A 15,213-nucleotide genomic window follows, 5' to 3' on the forward strand; every position below is an offset into this window, starting at 1 on the left:
TTGGCGGGTTTTTTTATGCTTCATTTTTGATGGATATCTGAAAGAATGATGCGTGGCGTGCGTGTAAGCAGGGCAGCAAAAATCCTATTTTAGATGAGCGTTTCAATAGTCTTTTTCTTCCAGACCAATTGATAGTACAGTCCTTGCATAATGCATAAGCTGACAAAGGCCAGTGCATAAGCATACCAAATACCTTGTAGTCCCCACCATTCACTAAACATATAGGCACAGGGCACTTCGATCGCAATAATCGCCACGATATTGATGACCATCGGCATGGTGACTGTACCGCTAGCCCGCATGATGGAGGCAAAAATGGCGCTGGCACCAAAGAATAAAATCGACCACAGTACAATAAACAACAACTGTTGCCCCAACTCAACTACCGCATGGTCAGTGATAAAGAGTGCCATGAGATATTTGGAGAAGAGGTAGGCCAACACCACCAAGGAGCCTGTAATGATGATGTTCATGCTGAGCGCTGTACGCGTGACTTTGGCCAATAACTCGGACTTGCCCGCACCAATGGCTTGAGCACCAAAAATGGATGCGGCAATCGCAATTGAAAGTGCAGGAAATTGAATATAGTTTAGGACTTGGTTGACTGCGCCATAAGCAGCTGTTGCATCTGCGCCGTGACGGTTAACCAGACCAACAATTACAAGGCCTGCCACGGAAGTGGTGATCATTTGAATGCCAGTTGGAATCCCCAAACGCAGAATAATTTTACTCAGTTGACGGTCAAAGCGAATATGGCTGAGCATTTGTGCATCAAGTCTTAGAGGGTGCTGCTTATAGCCCAAATAGAAATATAAAAATACCAAAACAGAAATGAAACCTAAGGTTGTTGCAATGGCAGGTGCAACAATCCCGAGTTTGGGAAAACCAAAATAGCCAGCGATGAGGATCGGTGTGACACAAAGCCCAATCAAAATGGTCATGCCAGAGGCGATGAGTGGCGTGGTGCTGTCACCGACACCGCGTAAAATTGAGGTATAAATAATATAAATAAATAATAGTGGGCTTCCCGCCAACATCCATCGTACATAAGGCAAGGACAGGTGCATGACATTTTCATCTATGCCCAAAGCCGATAAAATTGGACGTGCGAAAACTACCCCTAAAAAGGCAATAAAACTGCCTCCAATCAAGGTCATGAATAGCGTAGATCCAACCACTGCACGAACTTTCTCAATATTTTGTGCGCCCCACGCTTGGCCGATGAGGACTGTAGAACCCGCAGAAAGACCAATCACGAATGCCATTAAGCAAAACAGAATGGGGAAGAAAACAGCAACTGCAGCAATCGCCTGTACCCCCATCATCTGTCCGACGAAAACAGTGTTGATGGTTCCAGACAGATTTTGCAGAATATTGGTCGCAATTAAAGGCATCAAGAAAATGAAAAAGGCTTTCCATAGCTTTTGTTGTTGCACCAATGGGTTGTGTGCTGACATAAGTCATCCTGAAGGTCATTTTTATTACATTTTTCAGTCTTACCCTAGCATAGTTCTGTGCTGAAAAACCGATGTATTTCAGTAAGCAAAGGCGAGTTTCGAATAGAGTGTGGCGGTCAAAAAATTAGACTTTCTGCAAAATTTCGGTCGCTTGTGCCAGCGTTTGGTCAGTCTTAGCAAAGCAAAAGCGAATCAGGCGTAGTGCTTCGGGTGCCTGCTGATAAAACACCGAAACAGGGATGCCAACAATGCCATGCTGCTCTGCCAGAAAGTGGCAAAATTCAACATCGCTTAAATCGGGCCGAATGTGGCTGTAGTCCACATTTTGAAAGTAAGTGCCTTGAGAAGGTAGCCATTGAAAGCGTGAGCCAGTTAAACCCTCAATAAAACGATCGCGTTTTGCTTGATAGAATCCCGCTAAGTTTTGAATATGTTCAGGATGTTGTTGCATATAATTGGCCAAAGCCAGTTGTACAGGGGTGACTCCGCAAAAGTTGGCAAACTGATAGACCTGTCGGAATAATTGCATCAGTGCTGGTGCGGCAATGCAGTAGCCAGTTTTCCAACCCGTTACATGAAAGGTTTTGCCAAAGGAACCCACCACCACACTGCGTTCACGCAGTTCAGGAAAAGACAGCGCTGAATAGTGACATTGACCATCAAATACTAGATGCTCATAAACTTCATCGGACAGCACTAAAATATTGGTGTCGCGAATCAGTTCAATCAGCGTCAACCAATCTTGCTGGCTCCAAATGGCACCACTTGGATTATGTGGCGTGTTGATAATGATCAGTTTGGTTTTGGCTGTAATCGCGGATTTGACCTGCTCCCAATCCACCGAAAAATGTGGTGCATGCAGAGGGATGTGAACGGCCTTACCCCCAACCAAAGCGACACTGGGTGCATAGCTGTCATAACTGGGGTCAAAGATGATGACTTCATCGCCCGCATGGACCACGGCTTGAATGGTGGCAAAAATGCCGATGGTTGCGCCTGGGGTGATGGTAATTTCAGTGATTGGATCGAGTTGAATTTGATCGCGCTGTGCAAACTGCTGTGCCAGTTGTTCGCGTAATAACCAGACCCCATCGCCCGGAGCATACTGGTTGAACCCACTTTGTGTGGCCTGTGCTAAAGCATCCAGCAGTTCAGCGGGGGCTTCGAAGTCTGGAAAACCTTGGGATAGATTTAGGGCATTTAAGCGCTGTGCCATGGCAGTCATGGTGCTGAAAATAGTGATGCCCTGTGCGGGTAGTTTGGATGTAGGTAATTGAAGCATAAATCTTTATAAGTATTTAAATATTCATCCAAAATAGCACAGTAGGCCACTTTTTCTTATGCAAATTTTGCATGTAGCTACGGCTAAAAGCCGACATTTGGGTGAATGGTTTTTACTAAAGTGTGCGTTTACAAGAGTACTTCGACCACCGCACGAATAATTCCCAGTGCTAAACCAATAAATGCGCCCACCACCACACCATTGACTCGAATCATGTGTAAGTCACCACCAACTTCATTTTCGATTTTGTCGATCATGACACTGGAGTCCCATTCGTGGATGCGTTCACTGATAAAACGAATTACTTTTTCACTGTATTGATCGCTTAGATTGACTGCAATGCCACTTAAACGCTGATTGAGTAGATCTCGCACAGCTTGATTGGAGATGATATTTTCACCAATCTGTTGAATGGATACACGGATGTTGTGTGCAATGCCTGAGTCGGTTTTTTGTAGATCTTGTTTTATGGCATCACATAAAATGGCGACGGCACCACTAATAAAATTCAGTACTTGTGGACTATCCAATAGAGCATCTTTGGTTTGGTTCAAGCGTTGGCTGGCTGTACTGTTGGCATCTGCCAGTTCGAGCATGAGTTCATGTCCCATCGCTTCAATTTTTTGACGCCATGGATGTTCTGGATCGGCCAGCATTGACTCTACTCGTTGAATGAGTGAGTCAATGGTTCTTTGCTGAACATCTATCCCAATCCAACTGGCTCCTTTGGCCAACTTCCAGACCCCGAGTTCTTTGAACAAGGTTTGAGTCAGCTCGCGACTTTGTTCAGGGTGTTGGGTCATCCAGTCATGCGCCAAGTCGAGTCCGCGTTGTAATACATCTTGATGGAAATCATTTTCCAGCACTGCACGCAGCATTTCACTGGCCAAATGATTAACTTGGGTATTACGCACCCATTGCACGCTATTACTTTGAATAAAACGGCCAATTTGTTCTTGCCCCACAAACTCAAATACTTTAGGCACGGTTTGTTGAATCACTTGGGTGATTTGTAGATTGTTTTGCGGGTTGGCGAGCCATTGACCCACTGCCAAAGATAGGTCGGTACTTTGTAAGCTTTTTTCCACCACTTGGGGTGAAAGAAAATTCTCTTGTACAAAACGCCCCATGGATTCAGCAATCCGTGCTTTGTTACGAGGGATGATTTCGGTGTGGTCGCGCAAAAACTTTGGAATGGGCATTTTCCCAAAAGGGTTACGAAACAGCACAGTAATCGCATACCAATCTGCTAAACCACCGACCACACCTGCTTCAGCAGATAACATCAAAATATGAATGATCCACACTTTGTCTGTCGGGACAAACTTAGCAACTACCATCAGCAAAAGCCATGTCACGACTGCAGTGATGAGAGCAATAGTGGCAAAGCGTTTACTGCGTTGTAGGTTAGAAGACGTCGTTTGTGTTTCATTCATAGGCGAACTCTATGTCTTACTTTGTTTTGGTTGTGGGCGCTGGCGTTGTGGGTTCAGGTGGTGGCAAAACCTCGCCTGTTGGGCTTAGGCCATACTTTCCACCCAATGACTGTAAAATCAGCGTGGCGTCAAAGGCATCACTTGGTGCCGATTTTTGGTCTTTAAAGCATTGAATGCTGTATGACACTTGCACAGGGTCAATGTTTACAAGACGTGGTGTGTCATAGAATGGGTCGGGCCAGAAACCTGGGTGGCGTGAGTAATAGCCGTAGGGATAATAAGGCATTGGGTTAGAGTAAACCACGGCCTGCCTTGGTGCTTGATTCTGATTGCTTGGGTCATTCAACACTTTAAAGAAGCGATAACCATTTTGTACGGTGGTTTGTGCGGCTTTAACCAACGTGATTTCTTCAGCTGTACCATGGCTCATATTGGGACGTGCTTGAAAGCTGATTCGGTAGGTTGAGCTATTTAAAGGTGTGTTACTAAAGCGACCCAATTGGTCGAAGGTTAATGGTTTTGAGGGGGTAGAGGCACAACCCACTAAACTCAGACTAGTGGCCAATGCGCAGGCAATTAAAATTTTTGTCATGAGGTAGACTCCTTAGCACAGAGGGAGAAACCGAACAGTTAAAAATGGCTGTTGGGTTGCGTCAAAAATTCCAGTTCTTCTTGGCTTGAGTTACGTCCAAGGATTTGATTACGATGAGGATAACGTCCAAAACGGTCAATAATGACTTTGTGACGTTGTTCAAAGTCGAGATTGATCGGATTACCCAAGTCTTGGAACAATTTTAAAGCATATTGATGAATAAGTTTTGATTCACTATGCATAAAAGGCATATATAAGAAACTGCGTTGCGTCGCTGATAATTCGATATCTAATTTAAGTGAAATCGCTTCTTGTGCCAAAGCCAAAGCCAGCGCATCTTGAGCAAAGGCCAAAGGGCTGTTGCGATACAGGTTTCTCGACAGTTGATCGAGTACAATAATTTCAGCCAAACGTCCTTCAGCGCTACTGCGCCAAGACCAGAGCTCAGCATGTATGGCTTGCTCATGAATGCTCTTAAATTTTTCTTCGATCAGGGCATCAAAGGCATCATTTTGGCTAAACCACCAAGTTTGGTGTTGAGGATCAAACCAAAAGTCTAAAATTTCTTGATAATTCATAAAGTTTACAATTCTTTAGCATTTATTCTTCAATAGAATCACACTTTTGACATGTCTAATAGCGTAACTTTGTGATAAATATTTTCCGAAAAATAGAACAGATGGTTTACTTGAAAATAGGACTGGGTGTAATGTGCCGAGTTAAAATCACGTTATACTGATTTAAACTGATGATTTTATTTTATTCGTCGTGGTCGTTGTTTCTTCCAAAAAGTGAGATTGTAATGGGTCAACCCGCATCTAAATCTACAGCTGTGTTACCGACTTGGTTCAATTCATCACTTTTGCAAGGGATGTTACGCGGAATTGAGCGTGAAAGTTTGCGTATGCAAAGTAATGGCTTTTTATCTCAAGCTGATCATCCCCAAGCTTTGGGTTCTGCACTGACTCACCCACACATCACGACAGATTATTCAGAAGCGTTATTAGAATTTATTACCCCACCACAGCCGACTATTACTGAGGCCTTGGATTATCTAAAAGATATCCATACGGTGGCACATCGACACTTGGAAAGCGGTGAAAAATTGTGGCCCTTGTCAATGCCTTGTATGTTGGATGACGATGACGAAAAAATCCGTCTCGCTCAATATGGCACATCTAATATTGGAAAGTTTAAAACCCTATACCGTCATGGTTTAGGTGTTCGTTATGGGCGACGGATGCAAACCATTTCAGGACTGCACTATAATTTGTCCTTTCCCGATCAGCTGTTTGAACAATTACAACAACATGAGACAGATGAAGCGCTGAAAGCTTTGTCTGCACAGGATTATCGCAGTCATCGTTATTTTGGTTTGATCCGCAACTTTATTCGTCTCACGCCATTGGTGATGTTCTTGGTCGGGGCAAGTCCATCGGTCTGCCAGTGTTTTATGACAGGACGTGAACACCACCTATTGCCGTTGTTGCGCGGAACCTTATATTTGCCCTATGCAACTGCTCTGCGGATGGGACGTTTTGGTTATCAAAACTCAGCACAAAAGCAACTCGGGATTCATTATAACAATATCGACGGTTATCTCGAAGGTCTACAAAAAGCAGTCAAAACAGCTTATGCACCGTTTAGTCGTTTAGGCCTCAATGATGCGCAGGGCGAACCGATTCAGATTAATGATCATGTCTTGCAAATAGAAAATGAGTACTACAGTTTGGTACGTCCAAAGCAAGTACCACAAGCAGGGGAAACACCGTCCCAAGCGCTGAGTAATCGAGGCGTTGGTTATGTCGAGCTTCGCGCGGTGGATATCAATCCGTATAGCCCGATTGGAATCAATGAAGATACCGCTGGTTTCTTAGAAGTACTGGCACTGTATTGCTTACTGTTAGATAGCCCAGAACTTTTGTCCGCAGAGCAAGATCAAATCGAGAAAAACCAAGCGGAAGTGGTCAATCGTGGGCGCGCACCGAATGCCACAATTGCCGTGGGTGAGCAATCGTTCCCGATTGAAGCATGGAGTCAGTCTCATTTAGAGGCTATGCAAGAACTGGTTGTGTTGTTAGATCAGTGCTATGACACCACACTCTACAGTAAAGCAATGACAGTCATGCAACAGAGAGTGGCCGAAGTTGATGATACTTTGTCGGCGCAGATGATCGAAGATACTTTGGAAGCGGGTGGGACATGGGGCTTTGGTAGCCAAATGGCCGCACAACATGCATCAAGTTATGAGCGTCATCAGCTGAGTGCAGAGACATGGGCTTATTTTGATGATTTGGCTACGGTATCTTTACAACAGCAAGCACAATTAGAGCAAGACAGCCAACTGAGTTTTGAGCAGTATCTTGCACAATTTAGATAAAAAATTAAGAGGATTAACCATGCAATGGAGTTATCGCTTCGTGAGTGGTGTGTTGGTTTTAGCCAGTATTATTGGTATGGCCTTTGCCTTGTATTTAGAACATGGCCCTGCACAGTTGAACCCTTGCCCACTCTGTGTGTTCCAGCGTGTGGGACTGATTGGACTTGGGTTAATTTCACTGATTGCCTTTTTACATAACCCAGCATCAAATGGTTTTAAACGTTTTTATACGTTTCTTGGTAGTGTATCGGTCTTATGGTCTGCAGGTGTGGCAGCACGTCATGTTTGGCTACAAAACTTACCACCTGATCAAGTGCCGAGTTGTGGACCTGGTCTGGATTATTGGTTAGACACCTTGCCTTTGCGTTCAGTGTTTGAACAGGTACTGACAGGTTCTGGTGAATGTGCACTTGTGGACTGGACGTTCTTGGGTCAGTCTTTACCGGTATGGTCTTTGGTGTTTTTTGTGGCACTGGCGTTGATTAGCTTGTGGCAGCTGTTCCGTAAATATCCGAACCACGCAAAGAAAAAATAATAAAGATAAAAAAGCCAACGTCATGTTGGCTTTTTTATGAGCTGTATGAGTGGCTTAGGTCAGCGCAATACCCTCAAAATCATCCAGCCCAACCATGTATTCATGCACCTGACCATATTCCGTTTCAGTTGGATTTGGATAGAACCAATGTACGATTTGCTCTGCCACACTGGCATGGGTATGCAGTTCAAAATGGTTTAAGCCATAGAAAATCGCTTTATGCGAATCAGGCACTTTCAATTGAAAGCGTGGATTCATGTGTTCGCCTAAAGCACTTTTTACACTAACTAGATAATCGCCAATCACATTCAGCGCGCGATATTTGCGCTTTTCAAATTCAATCGTACCTGCGATCAAGAATGTATTGATATGTGAGGGCAATGGGGCAGGTTTACGGTTGTCATCAACTTGACCAATACGTGCTTCATTGTGCTCCCAGTCGTCATCACGCACACTGCCATGACGCAAGTCTAGAATGCCATTACTGCGAATATTGACGACATGCCCGATAATTTTGACAAATGGGAAACGCCCGAGTTTGTCTTGTAAATGAAAGCCAAAGCGTTCTAAAACTGCGCCATGGTGTGGAGAACCGATACAGACCATGTTTTCCACTACATGAATCCAGCTTTGCATATTCTGTTTGCCATAGAACAGTGCGCTGCGTGAAACCAGTCCACCCATGCTGTGTCCAATCAGATCAATTGAGCTGATACGGGGGTTACGGTTGAGCAAGTCTTGTAAAGTATTAGAAAAGCTACGTCCATTGGCTGAAATACGACGCCCTGTGTTGTAGTTCAAATACAACATCGTGTTTTGGGCTCGTTGTGCCAACAGCTTTTCCCCAATACCGCCATAACGCGCTGTACTCCAGTACAAATGATTCATGCATAGACCATGAACCATAATCACCACACGGCCAGATAACTCACCTTGTTGGACAGCGCCATAATGATCATACAGCACCATCGGTAGTGCCACAGGGTTATGGTATTTGAGTAAATAGTCACCCAAAACACCATTCAGCGCCCCAACTAAATAATGCAAGGTTGGGGTTAAGGGTTTATGGTGTAAATTGGGAAATTTTTCAATAATATGGCGTAAACTCGGTGCCAATAAATAACTACCGTAGTTTTGTAGGGTATTGAAAGAAAATTGGTAAAGCTTCTCAATGTAGCGGGTAGATAGAAACTTTTTTGAGCTGGCCTCGTTCATCCCAAACAAACTGATTAAAATTTCACGCTGAATGGCCTGAATTAAATCATGGACAACGTCGCCTAGGCGCGTGGTAAGCAGCTGAGCAACCCCTTCAAGCACATCGGCTTGGCTGGGAGGAGTACGATCCCATTTACAATAGGTCTCGTGCAGAGGCGTTAAACTTGGCATTTTTTCTACCCTTGAGTTTCTGTGTCGGCAGGGACTTTATTTTTTTCAACGATCACGGTATAAATTCTTAGCACTCTAGCTTATCTAATTCATCTCGAATAACTTTTACAATAGCGATGAATGTAAGGTTGATCTTATTTTTTTGTCTGACAATATTCGATACATACAAAAAAAATCAGTCAGTTAAAAGGATCTCCTTTGAGTGCACAATATAAATGATGATGTGGAAGAGTAAATTTACAGCATGAATATAATTTATTTACATGGCTTTCAAAGCAGTTCTTCATCAATAAAAGGTCAATTGCTGAAACACTACTGTGAAGCCCATTCAGGGTGGCAAGTACATTTACCTGACTTGAATATGCCTCCGCATTTGGCCTTGGAAAAATTAACGGCTTTGATTCAAGAGTTGGATCAAGTGGTGCTCGTGGGGAGCAGTTTAGGCGGTTTTTATGCGACACAATTGGTCGCGAAGTTGGCAGTCCCTGCTGTGCTGATTAACCCTGCTATGCAACCATGGCAATTGTTCAGAGATTTATTTGGTGTGGCTCAGTTGCCTTATAAGGTGAATGAACATTGGACGCTGGATGATGCACAGTTGGATTATCTTGAGCAGATCGAACTGCCATTTGTGCAAGATGCAGACAAAATTTTAGTGTTATTGCAACAAGGCGATGAAGTTTTGGATTATCGTGACGCAGAGCGCTATTATAATGGCGCAGCGCTTGTGATTTCGGAAACGAAAGGCAATCATGCGATGGAAGATTTCGCAGACAAAATACCGATGGCATTACAGTTTTTATCGGACTGCTTAAAATAAGGAAACAGTACAACGTGTCTCAATATACGGCCCAATCCCTTGAAGTATTATCTGGTTTAGATCCGGTACGTCGTCGTCCTGGCATGTATACCGATACCACACGCCCAAACCATTTGGCGCAAGAGGTTATTGATAATGCGGTCGATGAGGCACTTGCAGGTCATGCCAATAAAATTACTGTCACCGTTTATAAAGATGGTTCGCTGTCGGTGGAAGACAATGGTCGTGGTATGCCTGTCGATATCCACCCTGAATATGGTCAAAGCGGCATTGAAATCATTCTGACCAAACTGCATGCAGGGGGTAAATTCAGTACTGACAACTATCAGTTCTCAGGTGGTTTGCATGGTGTTGGAATTTCCGTGGTCAATGCGCTATCTAGCCGAGTTGAAGTGGAAGTTCAACGTCAGGGCAACCTTTACCAAATGGCGTTTGAGCAGGGGGAGCCGACTGCGCCCTTGGTGGTATTAGAAGGTAAAGCACCGAAGCGTGCGACAGGGACTTCTGTTCACTTTTGGCCTGAAGCCAAATATTTTGATTCACCGAAATTTGCCCTAAAAGCGCTGAAGCATAATTTAAAAGCCAAAGCCGTTTTGGCTGCAGGCTTACAAATCAATTATGTTGACCAAATCAATGATGAAAAAATTGTTTGGCAGTTTGAGAATGGCCTCGTCGATTATTTGATGGATGAAATAGAAGATCGTGAGATTCTGCCTCATCCAGCCTTTGTGGCTACAGGAGATGCTGAGCGTGCCAGTGCCGAATTTGCCATTTGCTGGAATGTTGATGGCGGTGAGTTGGTTCAAGAAAGTTATGTGAACTTGATTCCAACCGCGCAGGGGGGAACCCATGTGAATGGCCTACGTTCAGGCGTGACCGATGCAATGCGCGAGTTTTGTGAGCTTCGTAGCTTATTGCCAAGAAACATGAAGCTTTCTGCTGAAGATGTTTGGGATGGTGTGAACTATATTTTGTCGCTCAAGTTCCAAGAGCCGCAGTTTTCAGGGCAAACTAAAGAACGTTTATCCAGTCGTGAAGCAGCAGGGATTGTCCAAAATATCGCCAAAGATGCTTTTGCACTGTGGTTAAACCAAAACTCTGATATTGCCATGCAGTTAGCGGAAATGGCGATCTCGAAAGCGGGTCGTCGTCTGAAAGCTGCGAAAAAGGTTGAACGTAAGAAGATTGTGGCAGGGCCAACATTACCCGGAAAACTGTCAGACTGTGTTGGACATACCTTAGAAGAGTCTGAACTGTTTATTGTGGAAGGGGATTCTGCGGGGGGGTCAGCTAAACAAGCACGCGATAAAAACTTCCAAGCGATCATGCCAATTCGTGGGAAAATCTTAAATACTTGGGAAGTCTCTTCCGATGAAGTCTTGGCTTCGCAAGAAGTGCATAACATTGCGATTGCCATAGGAGTCGATCCGGGGTCGGATGATTTATCAGAACTACGTTATGGCAAGATTTGTATTTTGGCCGATGCTGACTCGGATGGTCTACACATTGCGACGCTGCTGTGTGCTTTGTTTGTGAAGCATTTTCCTGTCTTGGTTGAAGAAGGACATCTGTATGTGGCGATGCCACCGCTGTATCGAATTGATGATGCCAAAGATGTGCACTATGCCTTGGATGATGAAGAGCTGGAAAGCATTTTGAAAAAATGTAAAACCAAGAACCCACAAATTACCCGATTCAAAGGTTTGGGTGAAATGAATGCTAGCCAACTACGGGAAACTACATTGGATCCGAATACACGCCGTTTGGTGCAGTTGGACTTGGATGATAGTCATTTCACCGCAGGTTTATTGGATAAATTGCTGGCTAAAAAACGTTCGAGTGACCGTAAAGAGTGGTTAGAGCAAAAAGGCAATTTGGCAGAGCTAGTGGTTTAAATTTATTATAAGTGCATCAAAAGCCCACATATTGAACTGCACCCTGAAAGTTGGACACATTTAGTCTAACTTAGAGGGTGCTTTTTTATGGGTATATTTAATCTTCGGGTGCGCCTAATTTGTGCACAAATCTTAAAATAAAAGGGCAATAGTGGGCAAGATGGATTGATTTGGAACAAATGTTGTATACAAGCTTGTATGCATAAAAACAACAAAATGAGGTAAATTTAGGGTGCGTAGTGTGATTTTTTGTTTTATTTAAGATATTGATAAATATTAAAAAATATGTGTTTTAAAGAATGTTAAAACCTTCATTTAGACCTGCTTGGCATAGAAATTGAATTGGCACCTATAGCGCTAATAACAATCATGCATTGAAAAATGCACCCTAAGTTTCAAGTTTGGAGAAAATGAGATGTTCCAACAAAAATTATTAACGAAGACATTCCTTGCAACTGCAATTATGGGGAGTATTGCTTTAACAGGTTGTTCAAAACCTGCAGATAAAGCGAGCACAGCAGCATCTGAACCTGTTGCCACAGCAGCGAGTGGTGACACCATTAAAGTCGGGATTTTACATTCACTTTCAGGCACGATGGCCATTTCTGAAACGTCTTTAAAAGATACGGCATTGATGACCATCAATGAAATCAATGCCAATGGCGGTGTACTCGGTAAGAAATTAGAACCTGTGGTGGTTGATCCTGCATCTGATTGGCCTTTATTTGCAGAAAAAGCACGTCAGCTGATTACCCAAGACAAAGTGGCAGTAATTTTTGGCGCATGGACATCCGTTTCTCGTAAGTCAGTTTTGCCCGTAGTGGAAGAGTTAAATGGTTTACTGTTCTATCCTGTGCAATATGAGGGGCAAGAACAGTCTAAAAACATTTTTTACACGGGCGCTGCGCCAAATCAACAAGCGATTCCTGCAGTGGAATACTTGATGAGCGAAGAGGGCGGTAAAGCAGAGCGCTTTGTTCTACTCGGTACGGACTATGTCTACCCACGTACCACCAATAAAATCTTACGTGCGTTTTTGAAGTCCAAAGGTGTGGCAGATGCTGACATCATGGAAGAGTACACGCCCTTCGGTCATAGTAACTATCAAACTATTGTGAGCAATGTGAAGAAATTCGCTGCGGGTAAGAAAACAGCGGTGATTTCAACCATCAATGGCGACTCAAATGTGCCGTTCTACCGTGAATTGGGGAACCAAGGTATCAAAGCCTCTGACATTCCTGTCATGGCCTTCTCCGTGGGTGAAGAAGAACTCCGTGGTATTGATACCAAGCCATTGGTTGGACATTTGGCGGCGTGGAACTACTTCATGTCAGTGAAGAACCCAACCAACACCGAATTTGTCAATAAAATGAAGCAGTATGCAGTGGAATATAAACTGCCGAATGCAGACAAAATCGTGACCAATGATCCGATGGAAGCCACCTATGTGGGGATCAATATGTGGAAGCAAGCTGTTGAAAAAGCAGGAACGACCGATGTTGATAAGGTTCGTGAAGCAATGGCTGGTCAAGAGTTTAAAGCACCTTCTGGCTACACCTTAAAAATGGATGCAGAAAACCATCACTTACATAAACCAGTCATGATTGGTGAGATTCGCGCAGATGGTCAGTTTGATGTGGTCTACAAAACACCGAGTGTGATTAAAGCAGAGCCTTGGAGCCCATACATTCCTAAATAATTGTCTTAAGTACTGAGCCTATAGCTTCGGCTGTGGGCTCTTAAATAAAAACATCCCGATACGGGACTTTTTAAGCAACCTTAAGGGAATATTTTATGAATCCAAAGATTTTTTGTGTCGCGATACTCTGCTCAATGGCACAGCTCATGAGTAACAGTGTTTGGGCTAAAAATACTGAACCCACTTCTGCTACACAAAGTGCATCAGCATCTAATGATGCCATTCAACGTTTTGTTAAAGCAGAATTTGCAGAGCGTCGTGCCATGCTGAGCCAGTGGCCGGGCACGATTGAAGAGTTTGATCGTCTCGTTGCATTTATTGAAAATGATGAGTTATACAAAGACAGTGCAGGCACGACATATATTTTAAAAAATAATGAGAAATTATTGCATTATCCCGATGAGCAAGTGATTGAAACTTGGCCGGGTGATTTATCTCAAGTGACATTGGTCAATACTTTACGTAAAGCTTTAAACTTTGGTCAGGCACAAGCAAAATTAAAATCTGAAGACTTTTCTCAACGTTTAGAAGCGATTGATATTTTAGAAAATAACCTGTCCGAATTGAATATTGCACAGATTAATCAGCTCTATTTGAAAGAGCAAAATAACAAAGTCAAACAGCGCTTAGCACAGCTCAAAGCACGTTTAGATTTTGAAAATCCAGATGTGTTGGTACAGATTCAAGCAGCAAAAGTACTCGCTGAGTCAAATCGCCCCGATGTTTTAGCCTTAGTAGAACAAACCCTCACCCAGCCTAATCTGAATCCAGATCTCAAAGCTATTTTGGCGGATGGCAAAAGTCAGATTAAAACTCGCATTCAAGCCAGTGAATGGGCTGGACATGTATTTTCTGGTTTTAGTACAGCCAGCATTTTACTGCTAGCAGCGCTCGGTTTAGCCATCACTTATGGCCTGCTTGGTGTGATTAATATGGCACATGGCGAATTGATTATGATAGGGGCTTATACCACCTATGTGGTGCAAAGCCTGTTTAAGACTTACTTAGGCAGTTATGTTGATTGGTATTTAATTGCAGCTATTCCTGCAGCCTTTGTGGTAAGTGCGCTGATTGGCATGTTGATTGAACGGACGGTAATTCGACCGCTATACGGTCGTCAGCTGGAAACGCTGTTGGCAACTTTTGGCGTCAGTCTGATTTTGATGCAATTGGTACGGATGATTTTTGGCGCACAAAATGTTGAAGTTTCGAATATTTCTTGGTTATCGGGCGGTATTGCGCTGAGTCCCAGTTTAATGCTGCCGTATAACCGGATTGCCATTATTGTCTTTACGGTTGCGGTGCTACTGCTGTTGGTTTACCTGCTCAATAAAACACGCTTTGGTTTGTTTGTTCGTGCCGTGACGCAAAACCGCCAAATGGCACGAGCTGTAGGCATTCGTTCTAGTCGTATTGACATGATGGCTTTTGGACTGGGTTCAGGCCTAGCTGGTCTGGCAGGCTGTGCCTTAGCGCAAGTAGGTAATGTTGGGCCTGATTTAGGTCAGAATTATATCATTGATGCTTTCTTGGTCGTTGTTGTTGGTGGTGTAGGACAAGTCTGGGGAGCGGTACTGGCAGCACTCGGTTTGGGTATCAGTGGTACGATTCTTGAAATTGGCATGGGCGCTGTTCTTGCGAAAATTATTCTACTGGTTCTTGTGATTTTGTTTATTCAAAAACGTCCACAAGGTTTGTTTGCCATCAAAGGCCGTTTTGTGGAGTAAGCGC

The 15,213-nt window shown here is 43.7% G+C and carries 12 protein-coding genes; 6 read left to right on the forward strand and 6 right to left on the reverse strand.

Annotated elements, in window-relative coordinates; genetic code table 11:
• Positions 1-89 precede the first annotated feature (89 nt).
• The 5 genes from DPG01_RS06880 to DPG01_RS06900 all read right to left on the reverse strand — a co-directional run bounded on the left by DPG01_RS06880 (position 90) and on the right by DPG01_RS06900 (position 5,345).
• Positions 90-1,457 (reverse strand): MATE family efflux transporter, encoded by a 1,368-nt coding sequence (locus DPG01_RS06880; protein WP_110974594.1) that lies wholly within the window; start codon positions 1,455-1,457, stop codon positions 90-92.
• A 124-nt stretch (positions 1,458-1,581) separates the two neighbouring features.
• Positions 1,582-2,739 (reverse strand): methionine aminotransferase, encoded by a 1,158-nt coding sequence (locus tag DPG01_RS06885; RefSeq protein ID WP_110974595.1) that lies wholly within the window; start codon positions 2,737-2,739, stop codon positions 1,582-1,584.
• Between the two features lie 128 nt (positions 2,740-2,867).
• Positions 2,868-4,175 carry a DUF445 domain-containing protein gene (locus DPG01_RS06890; RefSeq protein ID WP_110974596.1) on the reverse strand — a complete coding sequence of 436 codons (1,308 nt, stop codon included), beginning with the start codon at positions 4,173-4,175 and terminating at the stop codon, positions 2,868-2,870.
• A 16-nt stretch (positions 4,176-4,191) separates the two neighbouring features.
• Positions 4,192-4,767 (reverse strand): CC0125/CC1285 family lipoprotein, encoded by a 576-nt coding sequence (locus DPG01_RS06895; protein WP_086210318.1) that lies wholly within the window; start codon positions 4,765-4,767, stop codon positions 4,192-4,194.
• A 38-nt stretch (positions 4,768-4,805) separates the two neighbouring features.
• Positions 4,806-5,345 (reverse strand): DUF924 family protein, encoded by a 540-nt coding sequence (locus DPG01_RS06900; RefSeq protein WP_086210317.1) that lies wholly within the window; start codon positions 5,343-5,345, stop codon positions 4,806-4,808.
• Positions 5,346-5,569: 224 nt separating this feature from the next.
• On the opposite strand from DPG01_RS06900, the gene gshA reads away from it, so the two are divergent.
• Both gshA and DPG01_RS06910 read left to right on the forward strand, forming a co-directional pair.
• Positions 5,570-7,147, forward strand: a complete 1,578-nt coding sequence (gshA, locus tag DPG01_RS06905; protein WP_086210316.1) for a glutamate--cysteine ligase — start codon at positions 5,570-5,572, stop codon at positions 7,145-7,147.
• Between the two features lie 19 nt (positions 7,148-7,166).
• A complete protein-coding gene (locus tag DPG01_RS06910) occupies positions 7,167-7,682 on the forward strand; it encodes a disulfide bond formation protein B (protein WP_086210315.1) in 516 nt (171 codons plus the stop codon).
• A gap of 54 nt (positions 7,683-7,736) precedes the next feature.
• Here the strand turns inward: DPG01_RS06910 and DPG01_RS06915 are convergent, their stop codons facing one another.
• On the reverse strand, positions 7,737-9,068 hold the full coding sequence (locus tag DPG01_RS06915; RefSeq protein ID WP_086210314.1) for a hypothetical protein: 1,332 nt from the start codon (positions 9,066-9,068) through the stop codon (positions 7,737-7,739).
• Positions 9,069-9,312: 244 nt separating this feature from the next.
• Between DPG01_RS06915 and DPG01_RS06920 the strand changes: the two genes are divergently transcribed.
• The 4 genes from DPG01_RS06920 (at position 9,313) to urtB (ending at position 15,209) form a co-directional block, all read left to right on the forward strand.
• Positions 9,313-9,888, forward strand: a complete 576-nt coding sequence (locus DPG01_RS06920; RefSeq protein WP_086210313.1) for a YqiA/YcfP family alpha/beta fold hydrolase — start codon at positions 9,313-9,315, stop codon at positions 9,886-9,888.
• A 14-nt stretch (positions 9,889-9,902) separates the two neighbouring features.
• On the forward strand, positions 9,903-11,783 hold the full coding sequence (gene parE / locus DPG01_RS06925; protein ID WP_086210312.1) for a DNA topoisomerase IV subunit B: 1,881 nt from the start codon (positions 9,903-9,905) through the stop codon (positions 11,781-11,783).
• Positions 11,784-12,198: 415 nt separating this feature from the next.
• A complete protein-coding gene (urtA, locus tag DPG01_RS06930; protein ID WP_110974597.1) occupies positions 12,199-13,482 on the forward strand; it encodes an urea ABC transporter substrate-binding protein in 1,284 nt (427 codons plus the stop codon).
• Between the two features lie 95 nt (positions 13,483-13,577).
• On the forward strand, positions 13,578-15,209 hold the full coding sequence (urtB, locus tag DPG01_RS06935; protein WP_110974598.1) for an urea ABC transporter permease subunit UrtB: 1,632 nt from the start codon (positions 13,578-13,580) through the stop codon (positions 15,207-15,209).
• Positions 15,210-15,213 lie beyond the last annotated feature (4 nt).

It is taken from the genome of Acinetobacter sp. WCHAc060042 (genome assembly GCF_003231195.1).
Taxonomy (GTDB): domain Bacteria; phylum Pseudomonadota; class Gammaproteobacteria; order Pseudomonadales; family Moraxellaceae; genus Acinetobacter.